General features: G+C 71.8%; 13 protein-coding genes. 9 read left to right on the plus strand and 4 right to left on the minus strand.

The window, feature by feature from the left end:
* Positions 1–443: 443 nt before the first annotated feature.
* The 3 genes from KV381_RS32725 to KV381_RS32735 are packed head-to-tail and all read left to right on the plus strand — an operon-like array spanning position 444 to position 3,509.
* The gene (locus tag KV381_RS32725) at positions 444–698 is read left to right on the plus strand and encodes a phosphopantetheine-binding protein (RefSeq protein WP_103538014.1); all 255 of its coding nucleotides are present in this window, start codon (positions 444–446) and stop codon (positions 696–698) included.
* A gap of 7 nt (positions 699–705) precedes the next feature.
* Entirely contained in the window at positions 706–2,280 is a 1,575-nt protein-coding gene (locus tag KV381_RS32730) for a class I adenylate-forming enzyme family protein (RefSeq protein WP_256995197.1), read from the plus strand.
* Positions 2,277–3,509, plus strand: coding sequence for a type III PLP-dependent enzyme (locus tag KV381_RS32735; RefSeq protein ID WP_256995198.1), 1,233 nt, complete (start codon positions 2,277–2,279; stop codon positions 3,507–3,509). The genes KV381_RS32730 and KV381_RS32735 overlap by 4 nt, the downstream gene beginning before the upstream one ends.
* Before the next feature lie 45 nt (positions 3,510–3,554).
* On the opposite strand, the gene KV381_RS32740 is transcribed toward KV381_RS32735, so the two are convergent.
* Genes KV381_RS32740 through KV381_RS32755 form a run of 4 tightly spaced genes read right to left on the minus strand, consistent with a single transcriptional unit; the run spans position 3,555 to position 7,832 of the window.
* A complete protein-coding gene (locus tag KV381_RS32740) occupies positions 3,555–4,583 on the minus strand; it encodes an isocitrate/isopropylmalate dehydrogenase family protein (protein WP_103537994.1) in 1,029 nt (342 codons plus the stop codon).
* A gap of 15 nt (positions 4,584–4,598) precedes the next feature.
* Positions 4,599–5,204: a 3-isopropylmalate dehydratase small subunit gene (gene leuD / locus KV381_RS32745; protein WP_103537993.1), complete on the minus strand. Its 606-nt coding sequence runs from the start codon at positions 5,202–5,204 to the stop codon at positions 4,599–4,601.
* 52 nt (positions 5,205–5,256) lie between these two features.
* The gene (gene leuC / locus KV381_RS32750) at positions 5,257–6,651 is read right to left on the minus strand and encodes a 3-isopropylmalate dehydratase large subunit (protein ID WP_103537992.1); all 1,395 of its coding nucleotides are present in this window, start codon (positions 6,649–6,651) and stop codon (positions 5,257–5,259) included.
* Positions 6,648–7,832, minus strand: a complete 1,185-nt coding sequence (locus KV381_RS32755) for a LeuA family protein (protein WP_103537991.1) — start codon at positions 7,830–7,832, stop codon at positions 6,648–6,650. The genes leuC and KV381_RS32755 overlap by 4 nt, the downstream gene beginning before the upstream one ends.
* A 240-nt stretch (positions 7,833–8,072) precedes the next feature.
* Between KV381_RS32755 and KV381_RS32760 the strand changes: the two genes are divergently transcribed.
* The 6 genes from KV381_RS32760 (at position 8,073) to KV381_RS32785 (ending at position 16,014) form a co-directional block, all read left to right on the plus strand.
* A complete protein-coding gene (locus tag KV381_RS32760; RefSeq protein ID WP_218786937.1) occupies positions 8,073–9,128 on the plus strand; it encodes a glycosyltransferase family A protein in 1,056 nt (351 codons plus the stop codon).
* A 299-nt stretch (positions 9,129–9,427) separates the two neighbouring features.
* On the plus strand, positions 9,428–10,261 hold the full coding sequence (locus KV381_RS32765) for a helix-turn-helix transcriptional regulator (protein WP_146065466.1): 834 nt from the start codon (positions 9,428–9,430) through the stop codon (positions 10,259–10,261).
* 182 nt (positions 10,262–10,443) lie between these two features.
* Complete coding sequence (locus KV381_RS32770) at positions 10,444–12,258, plus strand: fatty acyl-AMP ligase (RefSeq protein ID WP_256995199.1); 1,815 nt, start codon at positions 10,444–10,446, stop codon at positions 12,256–12,258.
* On the plus strand, positions 12,255–13,961 hold the full coding sequence (locus tag KV381_RS32775; RefSeq protein WP_103537988.1) for an acyl-CoA dehydrogenase family protein: 1,707 nt from the start codon (positions 12,255–12,257) through the stop codon (positions 13,959–13,961). The genes KV381_RS32770 and KV381_RS32775 overlap by 4 nt, the downstream gene beginning before the upstream one ends.
* A complete protein-coding gene (locus KV381_RS32780) occupies positions 13,958–15,706 on the plus strand; it encodes an acyl-CoA dehydrogenase (protein WP_103537987.1) in 1,749 nt (582 codons plus the stop codon). The genes KV381_RS32775 and KV381_RS32780 overlap by 4 nt, the downstream gene beginning before the upstream one ends.
* A 44-nt stretch (positions 15,707–15,750) precedes the next feature.
* Positions 15,751–16,014, plus strand: a complete 264-nt coding sequence (locus KV381_RS32785; RefSeq protein ID WP_103537986.1) for an acyl carrier protein — start codon at positions 15,751–15,753, stop codon at positions 16,012–16,014.
* The last annotated feature ends 17 nt before the right edge of the window (positions 16,015–16,031 follow it).

Below are 16,031 nucleotides of genomic sequence, written 5' to 3' on the forward strand. Positions count from 1 at the left end.
AGTGCGCCGGGTGCCTTCCCCGCCGTCTCGCAGGGGTAGCCGCTGAGCAGGTCACCGGGGCGGAGGTGGTGGAGCCCGGCTAATCGGGTCATCACGGGATGCCCTTCAGGACGGAGGAAGGTCGGACAGGGCGGCGCGTGCGAAACGGCGCGGAGGCATCTGGGAGTCTGGTCAGCAGTCCATCGATACCGGTGTCACCGAACGCGGTCAACCTGTCACGTGATCTCTTGGACGGATCGCGATGAAATCGTTCCGAGATCCGGTGGCCGGATGCTGGTGTTTTACGGATTTCTGTATTGCTTGACCCGCCTCAGTGCCGCTCACTACGGTCCTATGGACGAAAATCGCTTCTTGCGCGTTGCCGCCCTGTGCGGCACGCGCCAAGTCAAGGTGTGGGCGGGGTGGGTATGAGAATGACGGGCGGCACACCCGACATCGGTCGAATGTGGGACGGGCGGTTCGAGGAGGTACTTCGGCGTCATTTGTCCGCCGGGGACTCCGTCGAACTGAGGGCCGATCATGAATTGAGTAAACTCGGCCTCGACTCACTCGAAATCATCCGGCTGCTGCTGGACATGGAGGAGAGCTACGCCATCGCGTTCCCCGACGAGCGGCTGACCGGCGAGACCTTCCGGACCGTCGCCAGCCTCTGGGCCGCGCTGTGCGAAGTCGTCGCCGAGCAGACCGTCGACGGGTGACCGGCGGATGTCCGTCCTGGACCCCGCGTCGTTCCGCACCGGTCCGTACGGTCCTGGTACCGAGGCGATGCACGACCTGCTGGACGCCACGGCCGCGGCCCACCCGTCGATGCCTGCCGTACGGGACGACGGCGGGTCGCTGACCTACGCCGAACTGGCCCGCGCGAGCCGCCGGCTGGCCCAGTGGCTGGCCGACAGTGGCGTGCAGCGTGGTGACCGCGTGCTCGTCCGGCACCGTAACGCCGTGTCCGTCGTCGTCCTCCTCTATGCCGTCTCGCGGATCAGTGCCGTCCTGGTGCCCGTCAGCCCCGCGCTGAGCCGTTTCCAGCTCCTGTCCGTGCTCTCCGACGCGGAGCCTGTGCTCGTACTCGGTTCGGTGGAGGCCGGTGCGAGCGAGGCGGGGGACGAACTGGCCTGGTTGCGCGCCCAGTCCAGGGCATACACCGCTCCACTCTCCGCAGCCCTGGACGAATCCCGGGGCTGCGTCGAGTGGCTTGGCCCCGGACCGCGTTCGGCGGACCTCGCGCTGCTGATGTACACCTCCGGCAGCACCTCGGCCCCCAAGGGAGTCATGTGCCCACACCGCGCGGTGGTGTACGCGGCACGTGCCATAGCGGCACGTCTGCAATACCGGCCGGAGGACCGCGTGTTCTGTCGGGTTCCTCTCTCCTTCGACTACGGCTTGTACCAGACCCTGCTGTGCGCGGTGGCAGGAGGCGAACTGCAACTGGTGCCCGAGGGCCAGGACGCGGTGCTGCTGCGCTCCATCCTCACCTGGGGAGCGACCATCGTCCCGGTCGTACCCTCGTTGGCGACCATGCTGATCGCGCTGGCCTCCCGGCGCGATGCTCCCGCGGCGCCCCGAATTCGACTGTTCACCAACACCGGAGCGACGCTGACCGCGGAGACCGCGGCGGCGCTGCGGACCGCCTTTCCCGGCGCCGCGGTGTGTGCCATGTACGGCATCACCGAGTGCAAGCGTGTGTCCGTCATGGAGCCCGACGGTGACCTGGAGAGGCCAGGCTCCTCCGGGCGGCCGCTCGACGGCACCACGGTCACCGTCGTGGACGAGGAGAACAGGGCACTGCCCCCCGGCCTGCAGGGGGAGTTCGTGGTCCGTGGGCCACATGTCATGGCCGGGTACTGGCGGGCACCGGAGCAGACCGGGCGGCGCTTCACACCGCAGCCCCGAGGGGAGTACGAGCTGCGCACCGGAGACTTCGGCAAGGTGGACGCGGACGGCTACCTCTACTTCACCGGACGCCGCGACGACATTTTCAAGCGCAAGGGGATACGGGTCAGCACGACGGAGGTCGAGGCCGCCGCACACGACATCGACGGCGTCATAACCGCGGCGGCGCTCGTCCCGGACAGTGAGCACGGTTTGATTCTGTTCGCGGAGACGAGCCACGTGACCGCCGAGCAGGTTCTCACCGGACTGCGGGAACGGCTGGAGCAGGCCAAGGTGCCGGACACCTGCCGGATCCTGGACCGGCTCCCCCTGACGCCCAACGGCAAGATCGACCGGGCAGAGCTGGCCCGGCTGAGAGAACCGGGAGTGCAACCCCAGTGGACCCGATGACCGACCTCGCTCGTCGTTTCGGCACACCGCTGTACGTCTACCGCCTCGACCGGGTGCGCCGCGCCGCGCACGATCTGCTGGCCGCCCTGCCGCGCGGAGCACGGCTGTACTACTCGCTCAAGGCCAACCCTCATCCGGCCGTGGTGCGTGAACTGCGGGGCATGGGTCTGCACATGGAGGTCTGCTCGGCCGGTGAGCTGGCGACAGCCGTGCAGGCGGGCACCCCTGCCGCTCAGTGCCTGTACACGGGGCCGGGCAAGACGCCCGGTGAGATCGCGGACGCCATACGTGCCGGGGTGCGCCTGTTCTCCGCCGAGTCCCCCACCGACCTGCGGCGCATAGCGGATCAGGCCGCCGGGGCCGGGGCAGAGGCCGAGTGTCTCGTACGCCTCAACGGCCAGGCGGCCGCGGGCGGCACCGGCCTGCGTATGACGGGCCGCTCGTCGCAGTTCGGGACGGATGCGGACACGGCACGGCAGGCCGGCATGTTCAAGCAGCAGGCGGGGGCGCGACCGGTGGGGGCGCACCTGTTCTCCGCCACCAGCATCGCCGACGAGCAGTCGCTGGTCGCGGAGTTCGAGTCGGTGCTGCGCACCGCCGTGGACACCTTCAGGGATGCCGGCCTCCAGCCGTCCGTGCTCGACCTCGGCGGCGGTTTCGCCGCGCCGTTCGCCGCCCCCGGCAACCGCCCTGTCTATCGTGGTCTGCGCGCCTCGCTGGAGGGCGCCCTCGACAGAGAGCTGCCACGGTGGCGAGCCGCGGATCCGCTCATCGCCTTCGAGTCCGGCCGGTACCTTGTCGCGGACTGTGGCACGCTCCTGACCTCCGTGCTCGACGTCAAACGGAGTCGCGGCACCACCTACGCGGTGCTCGACGCCGGGGTGAACGTGTTGGGCGGCATGTCGGGCATCAGACGGCTGATGACGCCAGCGATGCAGCCCGAGGTGGACGGCCTGGCAGAGGCCACGGAGGAAGTCACGCTCGTAGGGCCGCTGTGCACACCGCTCGACGTGCTCGCACGCTCGGCCCGGCTGACCGCGCCGAGGCCGGGTGACGTCCTGAGCGTGCCCAACGTCGGGGCGTACGGCCTGTCCGCCAGCCTGACGGGCTTCCTCGGCCGGCCGGGCACGACCGAGGTTGTCCTGGACTCCTCCGGCGAGGTCGTCGACGTCCGCCGCATGGAGCAGGTGGACCGCTACAGCCCGCCCTTTGCCCCCGAGCACGGTTGACGCCCTGCCGTACAGGGCGACTGCGCCGGCCGAGTGCCGCCCGGGTCAGCGCAACGCGTCCCGCACGGCCGCCCCCGCCTCGGAGGTGGTCAGGGGGCCCCCGAGGTCGGGTGTGCACCTCAGGTCCCGCACCACGGTGCGCACCGCCGTGCGTATCCGCTCCGCCTCCTCGGCGCGGCCCGCGCAGTCCAGGAGCAGAGCGGCGCTGAGGACGGCCGCCAGGGGGTTGGCACGGCCGGTGCCCGTGAGGTCGGGTGCCGAGCCGTGGACGGGCTCGCACAGCGCGTAGCCCGTCTGCGGGTTGAGGTTCGCGGACGCCGCGGTGCCGGGGCCGCCTGCCAGTTGCGCGGTGAGGTCGCTCAGCACGTCACCGTGCGCGTTGTTCGCCACGATCACGTCGAAGGCCGTCGGGTCCTGCACGAGCAGCATGACCGCCGCGTCCACGTACAGGTGGCGCGTGGGCAGGTCCGGACGGAGCGCCGCCGCCTCGCGGAAGCAGCGCTGCCACAGCGTTCCGTTGTGTGGTACGGCGTTGGCCTTGTCCACCAGGCACACCGACCGAGTGGCCCGGGCGAAAGCGAACTCCATGGCCCGGCGCACCCCGCGGTAGGTGCTCACCTCGGTGTCGATCGCCGTCTCGTGCGGTGTGCCGACACGCAGCGCGCCGCCGACGCCCACGTAAGGACCTTCGGTGTTCTCCCGCACCACCGTGCAGTCGATCGGTCTGCGGACCGGGTCGCGCAGCGGGCTGAGCCGGTCGTGCAGGAGGTGGGCCGGGCGGTGGTTGATGTACAGATCCAGTTCGAAGCGGAGGCGGAGCAGGACGTCGCGCGCGTAGTCGGGGCTGGTGACACGGGGGTCGCCGACCGCCCCCAACAGGGCGCCGTCGCAGTTCGCCACGCGCGCGAAGTCGTCGTCGGACAGCGCGGTTCCGGTAGCGAGGTACCTGTCGGCGTTGACGTGGTCGAGCACGTCGAACTCCAGGTCGGGCGCCACCGCGCGCAGTGTCCGCAGCGCCTCCGCCGTGACTTCTGGTCCTATCCCGTCACCCGGGATCACGGCGATGCGTCGCACGGTTCGCTTCCTCCTTCAGCAGCGCCTCACGGCCGCCGACGGCCGGGGCATCCAGTCGGGCCGGTTCTGTTCGTGCCGGGCAATGGCGTCCTGGGCGCGCAGGGCCACCTCGATGTCGTCGAGCCCTTCGAGCAGCAGCCGACGGGCCCGGGCGTCGACCTCGAAGGGCCACCGCTTCCCGTCGGCGCGCACTTCCTGCCCGCGCAGGTCGACGGTGAGCGTGACCGCGGGGTCCAGCTCCGCGCGGTCCAGCAGGCCGTCCACGACCGCGTCCGGCAACCGCACCGCGAGCACGCCGTTGCGCAGGGCGTTGCGCTGGAAGATGTCGCCGAAACTGGCGGCGATCACCGCGCGCACCCCCCAGTCCCGCAGTGCCCACACCGCGTGCTCGCGCGAGGAGCCGGTGCCGAAGTGGGGGCCCGCCAGCAGAATGCTCGCCCCCTGGTGCTCCGGCCGGTTCAGCACGAACCCGGGGTCCTTGCGCCAGTGGCCGAACAGCGCTTCGGCGTAACCGGACTTGGTCAGACTGCGGCAGTGCCGCGCCGGAATGATCTGGTCGGTGTCCACGTCGCTGCGCCGCAACGGCAGGCAGCTGCCGGTGTGCTCGGTGAGCGGTTCCATGTCGGGGGCTCTCTCGCTTGGTGGCCGTGCGCCGCTCGCACCGCCCGGGCGGTCAGTCCAGGTCGGCGGGCGAGGTGAAGCGCCCGGTGACGGCGGTCGCCGCCGCCATGGCGGGCGACACCAGGTGGGTACGGGCCGTGTTGCCCTGGCGTCCCTCGTAGTTGCGGTTGGAAGTGGAGGCGCAGCGCTGGGTGCCGGGCAGCCGGTCGGGGTTCATGCCGAGGCACATCGAGCAGCCCGAGAGGCGCCACTGCGCGCCGGCGGCGAGGAACACCTCGTCCAGGCCCTCCGCCTCCGCGGCGCGGCGCACCTGCGTCGATCCGGGGACCACCAGCATCCGCACTCCGGGCGCGACGGCCCGGCCGCGCAGCACGTCGGCCGCAGCGCGCAGGTCCTCCAGCCTGCCGTTGGTGCAGGAGCCGATGAACACCGTGTCGACCGTGATGGCCCGCATCGCGGTGCCGGGCGCCAGTGCCATGTACTCGAGTGCTCGCAGGGCCGCGGCCCGCTCGGCGCCGGTGAACCGGCCGGGGTCGGGGACGCGGTCGCCGATGCCCACGGCCTGCCCGGGGTTCGTCCCCCAGGTGACGTGCGGCGTCAGGGCGGTCGCGTCGATGCGCACCGTGCGGTCGAACACGGCCCCCGCGTCGGTGCGCAGCCCGCTCCAGTGGGCCGTAGCCCGCTCCCAGGCGGCGCCCCGCGGGCTCTCGGGCCGCTGCCGCAGATAGTCGAGCGTCGTCTCGTCCGGTGCGACGAGTCCCGCCCGCGCGCCCGCCTCTACGCTCATGTTGCACAAGGTCATCCGGCCTTCGACCGACAGCGCCCGTACGGCGTCGCCGAGGTACTCCAGCACGTGCCCGTGCGCGCCGTTGGCGCCGAGCCGTGCCAGCAGGGCGAGCGCCAGGTCCTTGGCCGTCACGTCGTCGGGAGGCAGGCCGGTGAACTCGACGGCCATCGTTCCCGGCCGCCGCAGCGCGACCGTCTGGGTGGCGAGTACGTGCTCGACGTCGCTCGTGCCCACGCCGAACGCCAGCGCCCCGAACGCGCCATGGGTCGAGGTGTGGCTGTCGCCGCAGCTGACGGTCGTCCCGGGCAGGACGACGCCCAGTTCGGGGCCTACCACGTGGACCACGCCCTGGCGCGCGTCACCGTGGCGGAACAGCCGGATGCCGTACTCCGCGCAGTTGCGCCGCAGCGTGCGCACCTGGAGGGACGCCACCGGGTCGTCGATGGTGAGCGAGTCGGTCGGTACGTTGTGGTCCTCGACCGCCAGCGTCAGGTCGGGGCGGCGCACCTGGCGCCCCGCCTGCGCCAGCCCGGCGAACGCCTGCGCCGAGGTGGCCTCGTGGATGAGGTGCAGGTCCACGTAGAGCAGGTCGGCGCCGTCCTGGTGCTGGACGACGTGCGCGTCCCACACCTTGTCGATCAGCGTGGTGGGACGGCTCATGTGTCGGCCCGCGCGGTGGTGCGGTCGGCGAGCCGCTTGGCCAGGTCGTCCAGTTCCTCGCACCCGCCCATGGGCGACGACGCGATGAACTCCTCGTACAACGCGTCGACGAGGGCCTCGTCCTGGGCGATGCCGGTGCGGGTGAGGAGGTAGCGCAGCACCGCCCGGCCGGAGTGCCGGCCCACGAGCAGGGACCGCTCACGGCCGAACCGGTGCGGGTTCAGGTACTCGTAGTTGACGGGGTTCTTGAGGATGCCGTCCTGGTGGATGCCGGCCTCCGTCGCGAAGGAGTTGACGCCGACCACGGCCTTGTTGCGGTACGGCGGCAGCGCGATGGTCTCGGCGAGCAGCTGGTAGGCGGGGTAGAGCTGGTCGAGCCGTAGGTCGATGGTGACGCCGAACTGCTCGCCCTTGTGGGCGAGCACGGCGGCCAGCTCCTCAAGGGCGGTGTTTCCCGCCCGCTCCCCGATGCCGCCGAGGGTCGCCTGGATCTGGTCGGCGCCGGCTTCGATGCCGGCCAGGGCGTTGGCCAGCGACAGCCCCATGTCGTCGTGGCAGTGGGTGGACAGGACCACCTCGTCGGGTATCCACGACCGCACGGCGGCGCACAGGGCGCCGTACTCGCGGGGTGTAGCGCAGCCCGTCGTGTCGGCGAGTATGACTGTGCTCGCGCCGCACTCGACGGCGGTGGTGACCAGCGCCCTGACATGGCTCTTGGCGCTGCGGCTCGCGTCCTCCACGCCGAACGAGATGTCGGTCGCGCCCATCTCCACGGCGAGCCTGATCGAGTCGCGTACCTCCTGGACCGACTCCGCGCGCGTGATGCCGCGCTTGTGCTCAAGGTGGATGTCGCTGCCGGTGCCGCAGATCTGCACCTGATGGTTGGGGCGGGCGCCGCCGGCCAGCATGGACTGCCGAACGTCGGAGGTCGAGGCTCGGTTGAACGTGGCGAACTTCGCTGTGGTCAGCGCCTCGGCGATCAGCCGGGTCGCTTCGGCGTCCTCGGGGGAGGAGCCGGGGAAACCGGCCTCCACCACGTCGGCGCCGTACGCCTCGGCAGCCAGGGCCAGCGTGACTTTGCTCCGCGCAGACATGGCGTTGCCGGGCGCCTGCTCGCCGTCACGCAGCGTGGCGTCGAAGACCGAGATACGGCGGAGATGGGATGCGCTTTCTGTGGTCACGTGCTGGCCCCCTGACCGTGGCAAGTGCCGTTCCTCTTCGGACGGGTGCGCTCGTTGGCGGCTGCCCGTCGGGCGTCGGCATGGGGGAATGCTAAACGTCCGGGACAGCTCGCGAATAGTTTTTCATGCTCGCTTGAAAGACCCTGATATCCGTGAAATGTGGCCTGCGTCGCCGACGGTTTTCCGCGCTAGCGTTACTCGGCCGACTCGCGACTCAGTGTGCAGGAGTGTGGAAAACGTATGTCTCCCGATGATTCCCGAATCGATGTCCTCTGTGCCACATACAACCGTTCTGCGCTGCTTCGCGGAGCCATCGAGAGCGTACTGGCCCAGACGGTCCGGGACTGGCACCTCGTGATCGTCTCCGACGCCTCGACCGACGACACGGCGGACGTGGTCGCCGAGTACGACGACCCGCGCATCACCTTCCTGGAGTGCACCCCGCGCAGGCGCCCCGGCGGGCCGCGGAACGTGGGGTTCGCCGCCTCGTCCGCTCCGCTGGTCGCCTACCTGGACGACGACGACCGCTGGAGCCCCACCCACCTCGCGCAGGTGCTGGCCCGCTTCGACGCCGGGGAGTCCTGGGTGGTGGCGGCCGGTACCTACGTCGACGACCAGGGGGACGTGAAGGTGCCCGCCCACATACTGGGCAGCGTGTGGCACCCGGAACTCCAGCTGGTCGCCTCCCTCTTCGAGCCCTCCAGGGTCGCGCACCGCCGTGCCCTGCTCGACCGGCTCGGCGGCTGGTCCGAGGGCCAGGGGATCAACCGGGACGACTGGGAGCTGTGGCTGCGGTTCGCCGACGACGGCCAGTGCGTCGCCATCTCGGGCGAGGCCACGGTGCGGATCAGGGCCGGTCTGACGACGATGCGGCACACCGACGCCTACGCCGCCGACGCCCACCCGATCGTGCTGGGCCGCGCCGGGTCCGCCGACGCGGCGCGGGCGGCCCTCGACGAACTGCGCTCGGCGCCGCTGCGCGAGCGGTTCCACGAGCTGCACCGCTCGTCGACCAGGGACTGGCTGGCCGAGATCCTATCGGCCGAACGGGCCGCGCTGCCGCCCGGCGTGACGTCCCGGGAGGCGCTCGGCGAGTGGGACACGCTCCATGCGGGACCGCGGCCCGACGGGTCTCAGCCGTTGGTCGACGAACTCGTCGTCGACGGGGCCGACATCGTCCACCCCGTGCCGTGCCTGAGCCGCTCGCACGGGCAGCGGATCGAGCGGCTGCTGAGGCGCAGGGACCGGCGACGGCTGGACCTCGTGGCCGACATCGTGGCACGGCATGCGGTGTGAAGCCGCGTTTCGGGCGCCGGACGCCGCGTGCGGGGCACCGCGTGCGCCCGGTCCGGTGGTCCGCTCGCGGAGTATGCCCCGTCCAGGTCGTTCTCCGTAAGCGGGCGGTGGGCATTTTCGCTGCCATCTGAAACCTATTGCGGTGCTGTTCGTGGCCGGTAATACTTCCGGGGCTTTACCGAACTAGGTGACTCGGCCCGGGTTTTAATCCACAGATCAGGGGGGAACCAGTGCAGCGAATCCATCTCTCTGTGCAAGACCTGACGCGAATCGTCATCGCGCCCAGCGGGGACCCCGTGATGGAAACAGCTTTCGCGGCCGATCTGTTACTGCGCCGGGGCGGCGGCGCTGTCTTCGCCCGCTGGCGAGACCTGGTGGGCCAGTCGGCGGCGGTACGACATCCCGCGCGCCGCCCGGGCCCGTCCAGACCCGCCCGCTCCAGCTCCCCCACCACGGGGCTGCCCCCCGGCGCCTGGCGCTCCCCGGGCCTCGGCGGGGAAGGAGCCGCAGACTTCCGCGACAGGGCCGTCGCACCCTACTGGCGGCGCGTCAACGCCTACCTCAAGGCCGACGCCGCACACCGCGGGCGCATCTTCCTCGGCAGCGGCGTCGAGGGTCTCTTCGGAACCCTGCACACCCGCGCCGGGTGGCGTCCCCCGGTCCTGGAGCTGGACAACGGGCTCGACGAGGACATCTATCCGGAGGGCGCGGGTCTGACCCTCATGCCGTCGCTGTTCCTGCACGGCAGGCCGGTCATGCGTACCGGCCCCGCCGCCCAGGGCGCGGCACGCGTCCTGGTCTACCCCGTACCGCTGGACACGGTCACCGCCGCGACCCTGTGGGACGGGCCGGCGCACCAGGGCAAGGCGCTGGGCGCGCTGATGGGCCGCACTCGGGCCGGCATTCTGCACGCGCTGACCGAGAGCTGTACCACCACCCAGCTCGGGCGCAGGCTCGGCATCTCCGTCGCCGCCGCCAGCCAGCACACCACGGTGCTGCGCGCGGCGGGGCTCGTCACCAGCAGCCGCAACCTCAACACGGTGCTGCACTCGCTGACCCCGCTGGGCTCGACCCTGCTGAACGACGGCAAGGCGCGCGGGGAGACGCTGCTGGAGCGCAGCGGCGTGTCCTGACCGCCCGCACGGATCGGTCGAGCACACGGCGCGACGGCACCGCGCGCACGCACGGGCGGCGCCAGGGAGCCGCCGACAGGTCCGTGCTGCGGCGCGCACGTCACCCACCACCGTACGGGGACGAGCGGCCCCGCCGGAGCGGGCACCAACCTCAACAGACGGCCACCGCCAGGGAGACCTCAGTGGGCCACACCATGACCGAGAACGTCGTACGCGCCGATGCGCTCAGCACCCTGCTGCGCGAGCACGCGCGCGACCACGCGGAGCGGGACGCCGTCATCTTCGTCCACGACGCCGCCGAAGCGCGGGCGCACACTCTCACCTACGCCCAGCTGGACCGCCGTGCCGCCCTGATCGCCGAGGAACTGACGGTGACTCTGGAGCGCGGTGACCGGGTGCTGCTGCTCTACCCGCAGGGCACCGAGTGCGTCGCGGCGTTCTTCGGATGCCTGTACGCGGGCATGGTCGCGGTCGTGGCACCGCTGCCGGGCAACTACCGGCAGGACCGCCTCAGGCTCTCCTCCATCGCCACCGACGCGGGTATCGGCGCGGTGCTCACCGACGCGGCGAACCTCGCAGGGGTGCGCGCATGGGCACAGGCCGCCGACCGGTCCGGGCCGCGCACGGTGGCCACGGACCTGATCACCGAGGGCGAAGGACTGGCTCCCGTACCGGCGGACCGCGCGACGCTCGCGCTGCTCCAGTACACATCCGGGTCCACCAGCGACCCCAAGGGCGTCGAGGTCACGCATGGCAATCTGCTGCACAACGTCCTCGCGTTCACCGATGCCATCTCGCCCGACGCCCCGATGCGGCTGGGGGGGTGGGCCCCGCTCTACCACGACATGGGGCTCATCCTGCAGACGCTCGCGCCGCTGGTGCTTGCCGCCACGACGGTGCTCATGTCGGCGGTGACGTTCGTGAAGCGCCCCCACCTGTGGCTGAAGGTGATCGACGACTTCGACGTGACGTGCTCCGCCGCCCCCGACTTCGCCCACGCCCTGTGTGTCGAGAAGGTCACCGACGAGCAGCTCGCCGCGCTCGACCTGTCCCGGTGGCGTCATGCGCTCAGCGGCGCCGAACCTGTCCAGGTCGCCACGGCCCGGCGCTTCACCCGGCGCTTCGCCGCGGCGGGGCTGCGGGACGACGCCTTCAGCCCCTGCTACGGCCTCGCCGAGGGCACGGTCTTCGTCTCGGGCGCGTCCGGCAGGGGGCTCGTCGTGGCCCGTGTGGACCCCGACCTGCTGGAACGCGGCGAGCTGCGGCGGGTGGCGCCCACGGAACCGGGGCGCGAGCTGCCGAGCAACGGCTTGGTTCGCGACTTCGATGTGCGCGTCGTCGACCCGGACAGCCGCACCGAGGTGGCCCCGGGGCACGTCGGCGAGATCTGGCTGCGCGGCGCCAGCGTCGCCCGGGGCTACTGGGGCCGGCCCGACGCCACGGCCGAGACGTTCGGCGCGCGCATCGCCGAAGGCGACGGCCCGTTCCTGCGCACCGGAGATCTGGGCGCGCTGCTCGACGACGAGCTCTACGTCACCGGCAGGCGCAAGGACGTGATGATCATCAACGGTCGCAACCTGCACCCGCAGGACGTCGAGCACGCCCTGCGCGAGGACCACACCGACCTGGCAGGACTGCCGGGGGCGGTCTTCACGGTGTCCTTGGCGCACGAGGACGAGCCGGGCCAGGAGGCGCTCGTCGTGCTCCAGGAAGTGCGCGGCAGGCCCTCGCAGGACAGCGCACGGCTGCTCGCCCGCACGATGCGCGACACCGTGTCCCGGGAGTTCGGGGTGCGCGCCGCCGGGGTGGCGCTGCTGCGCAGGGCTGCCGTACGGCGCACGACGAGCGGCAAGGTGCAGCGCTCCGCGATGCGTGACCTGTTTCTGTCCGGTGAGGTGGAACCGCTGTTCGCCGAGTACGACCCCCGCCTCGGCGCGGCCGTGGCAGAAGCAGGGGCAGGAGCAGGGGCATCGACAGGGGAGAGGCGTCCGGCATGACCAGTACGGCCCCGGCAGCGGTCACCGCCGGCCGGCTCAGGGAACTGCTTCACCGGGCGGCACGGCCCGGCGGAGCCCTCGACCCCGCTGCGCTCGCCGCGTGGGACGAGGCCGAGGCGTTCCCGGAGGCCGCGCACCGCCTGCTCGGCGAGGCAGGGGTGGCCGCCCACTACGTGCCCAGCCGCCTCGGCGGCCTGCTGGACGGCCTCGACGGGCTCTGGTCCGTCCTGCGCGTCGTCGCCCGGCACGACCTCACCCTCGCGGTCGCGCACGGCAAGACCTTCCTGGGCGCGATGCCCACCTGGGTGGCCGGCACCGACCGGCAGGCGGCGGAGCTGGCCGACGCGATCACCTCCGGCGCCGAGGTGTGCTGGGGGATGACCGAACGCGGCCACGGCAGCGATCTGCTCGCGAGCCGACTCACCGCACGCCCACATGGCCGCGACTGGCGGCTCGACGGCGAGAAGTGGCTGATCAACAACGGCACCCGGGCGCGGTACGCCTGCGTACTCGCACGCACCCGCGACGAGGGCGGACCCCGGGGCCTCAGCTTCTTTCTGCTGGACAGGCCGACGCTGCCGAACGGCACCTGGCGGACGCTGCCCAAGGAGCCGACCCACGGCGTCCGCGGGGCCGACATCAGCGGGTTCGCCCTGCACGGCGCACCGGCGCCCGGATCGTCCCTCATCGGGCCGGAGGGCTCCGGGTTCGAGTCGGCCCTCAAGTCGCTACAGGTCACCCGGATCTTCGCCACCGCGCTCTCGCTCGGCGCGGCCGACCACGCGCTGCCACTCACCCTGCGCTTCCTCGCCGACCGCGACCTCTACGGGCAACGACTGGCCGACCTGCCCCGCGTACGCCGCGTACTGGGCGACGCGGCGGCGTCGATCCTGACCGCCGAGGCGGTCGCGGTGTTCGCCGGACGCGCGGCGCAGACCCTGCCGGGCGAACTCGGCGTGGTCTCCGCCGTCACCAAGGCGTTCGTGCCCACGACCGTGCAGCGGGCGCTCGACCAGCTCGGTGACCTGCTGGGCGTGCGCGGCTTCGTCACCACGGTCTTCGAACACGGCGCTTTCGCCAAACTGGACCGGGACCACCGGGTCGTGGGGATCTTCGACGGCAGCACAGCGGTCAACCGCCACGCGCTCGCCACCTCCTTCCCGCTGCTCGCCCGCGCCCGCAGGACCGGCTCCCGTGATATCGCCGGTGTCGTCGATGCCGCCGCGCACGGCGCGCGCCGCCCCCCTCTCGACTTCGCACGCCTGGCCCTGACCAGCGCCGGGTGCAGCGTCGTCCAGTGGCTGCCACTGGCGGCCGGCCTCGCCGGAGAAGGCGGACCTCCGGACGTCGCGCACGCGGCCCGAGCCCTGGCCGCCGAGTCGGAGCGGCTGCACGAGGAGATCGCCGCCTGCCGCACGGCGGGGGGCGTGCCGTCCGCCGCGTTCGACCTCGTCCAACGGTACGAATGGTGCTTCGCGGGGGCGGCCTGTCTGGCCCTGTGGCTCCACAACTCGTCCTCGTGCGACGCCCGTTGGTGGCAAGACGCGCTCTGGATACGGGCCTGCCTGGCGACCGTGCTCGCCCGCCTCGGCCAGGAGCCCCCCGCTGGGCACGACGCCCGCGACCTGCTCGCCGCCGCACTGCTCCACGCCGACCCCGATGCGGACGGCCTCTCGCTGCTGTCCGGGACGGAGAGGTCATGACCGCTGACAGCCGCGGTACCGGCCCGGCCCTCGATGCGCTCACCCTGGTGGACAGGCTGGAGAACCGGCTGGGCGACCCCTTCGACGACGCCAACCCCCTCGGCTTCGCCGCCCTGCTCCGGGCCGACGAGCGCGGCGAGATGTCCGCCGCCGGCGAGCGGGCCCTGGACGAGCACGGGCTCAACGCCGACTTCGTGCCGACCGCACTCGGCGGGCGGCTGTCCCGCATCGACGAGCTGGTGGCCGCCCTGCGCGCGGTGTACCGGCGTGACCCCTGCCTGGGGCTCGGCTACGGCATGAGCTCGTTCATCGCGGCGGTCAACGTCTGGCTGGCCGGGGACGAGCGGCAGCAGCGTGCCACCGCCCGCCTCCTGCTGTCCGACCGCAGGATCGCGGCGGCTTACCACGAACTGGCCCACGGCAACGACATGGCGGGCGTGGAGTGCGCTGTGGCCGAGACCGGCGCGGGGCCCGTGCTGCGGGGGCGCAAGGAGGTCGTGACGAACATCAGGCGCGCCGACGCTCTGGTCGTGTTCGCCCGCACCGACGACCGCCGCGGCAGCCGCAGCCACTCGCAGGTGCTGGTCGACAAGCGCGACCTCGACCTCGCGCGCGTGCACGACCTGCCGCGCTTCCCCAGCTCGGGCATGCGCGGGGTGCAGTTGCACGGCATCGAGTTCGACGACTGTCCGCTGCCGCCCGGCAGCGTGCTCGGGCGCACGGGCGGCGGCCTGGAGACCGCGCTGCGGTCCTTCCAGATCACCCGCACCGTCCTGCCGGCCGTGATGTGCGGACCGGTGGAGACGGGGCTGCGGGTGACCTTGCGCCACTTGCTCGATCGATCGCTGTACGGGCGGTCGGCGCTCGACCTGCCACATCTGCGCTCCACTCTCGCCGGTGCGTACGCCGATCTGCTCGCCGTGGAGTTCCTGAGCGCGACCGTGCTGCGGGCCGTCCACGTGGTCCCCGCCGAAGTCAGCGTGCTTGCATCGGTGTTCAAACACTTCGGCTCCGCGCTGCTGCTGGACGTCATGTACACCCTCTCCGAGCTGATGGGCGCTCACTTCTACCTGCGCCGTGGGCCGTCGGCGATCTTCCAGAAACTGCTGCGGGACGTGCGGGTCGTGAGCTTCGGGCACGCGGCGCGCGGGGCCTGCGAGTCGAACGTCCTGCCGCAGCTCCCCGTCCTCGCCCGGCGCTCCTGGGCCTCGCCGCAACCTCAGCGAGCTCCGGAGGAGCTGTTCCGGCTCGACGTACCGCTGCCGCCCCTGTCGTTCGACCGGCTCAAGCTCAGTGGGTCGGGGAACGACCACCTCACCGGAACGCTGCGCGCCTCGGTGCCGGAGCTGAGCGGGCGCTCCGCCGAGCTGGGCGCGCTGTTCCTCGCCGAACACGACGCGCTCGCACGTGACTGCCGCGCCCTTCCCCTGTCCGAACTGGGCGTCACCACAGGGCCGCACGCCTCCGAACTCGTGACCCGTACCGGGCACCTGCTCGCCGCCTCAGCCTGCCTCGGCATCTGGCAGCACAACCACCGCCACCGCGGCGGCCCGCAGAGCGACCCGCGATGGCTCCAGGCCGTACTCACCCGGCTCCACGGGCGGCTGACCGGCCGCCCCACGGCACTGCCCGACGAACTGGCGGAGCCTCTCGTCACCGATCTGCTCGACCGCCTCGGCTCCGGGCGCTCCTTCGACCTCACCGGCCGGCAGCTCCCGGACCGCACGCGAGGAGCGACGCCATGACCCGTACCGCACGCCCCGACCCATGTCGCAGAGGAGAGCCGGCCATGACAGAAGTCCGAGTGGACCGCACACGTGAAGAACTGAGCGACTGGCTGGCCGGCGAGGTCGCCGCGCTGCTGGGCGACCCGACCGGGACGGTCGACCGCGCGGCGTCCATGGGCGAGTACGGCCTGGACTCCATCGCCGGCCTGACTCTGGCCGCCGCCATCGAGGACCGCTTCGGCATCGAGGTCGATCCGGCCGTCGTCTGGGACCACCCCAGCATCGATGAGCTCGCCGCGTTCCTCACCGGACCGCAGGCCCCTTGATCCCGTTCTGACCAGCG

This window comes from Streptomyces sp. WY228 (assembly GCF_019287315.1).
GTDB lineage: Bacteria > Actinomycetota > Actinomycetes > Streptomycetales > Streptomycetaceae > Streptomyces > Streptomyces caviscabies.

Excerpts from the sequence above, each read along its gene's own strand:
- KV381_RS32725 (WP_103538014.1), top strand. The coding sequence starts at position 444 with ATGTGGGACGGGCGGTTCGAGGAGGTACTTCGGCGTCATTTGTCCGCC.
- KV381_RS32730 (WP_256995197.1), top strand. The coding sequence starts at position 706 with ATGTCCGTCCTGGACCCCGCGTCGTTCCGCACCGGTCCGTACGGTCCT.
- KV381_RS32735 (WP_256995198.1), top strand. The coding sequence starts at position 2,277 with ATGACCGACCTCGCTCGTCGTTTCGGCACACCGCTGTACGTCTACCGC.
- leuD (WP_103537993.1), bottom strand. The coding sequence starts at position 5,204 with ATGGAACCGCTCACCGAGCACACCGGCAGCTGCCTGCCGTTGCGGCGC.
- leuC (WP_103537992.1), bottom strand. The coding sequence starts at position 6,651 with ATGAGCCGTCCCACCACGCTGATCGACAAGGTGTGGGACGCGCACGTC.
- KV381_RS32760 (WP_218786937.1), top strand. The coding sequence starts at position 8,073 with ATGTCTCCCGATGATTCCCGAATCGATGTCCTCTGTGCCACATACAAC.
- KV381_RS32765 (WP_146065466.1), top strand. The coding sequence starts at position 9,428 with ATGGAAACAGCTTTCGCGGCCGATCTGTTACTGCGCCGGGGCGGCGGC.
- KV381_RS32775 (WP_103537988.1), top strand. The coding sequence starts at position 12,255 with ATGACCAGTACGGCCCCGGCAGCGGTCACCGCCGGCCGGCTCAGGGAA.
- KV381_RS32780 (WP_103537987.1), top strand. The coding sequence starts at position 13,958 with ATGACCGCTGACAGCCGCGGTACCGGCCCGGCCCTCGATGCGCTCACC.
- KV381_RS32785 (WP_103537986.1), top strand. The coding sequence starts at position 15,751 with ATGACAGAAGTCCGAGTGGACCGCACACGTGAAGAACTGAGCGACTGG.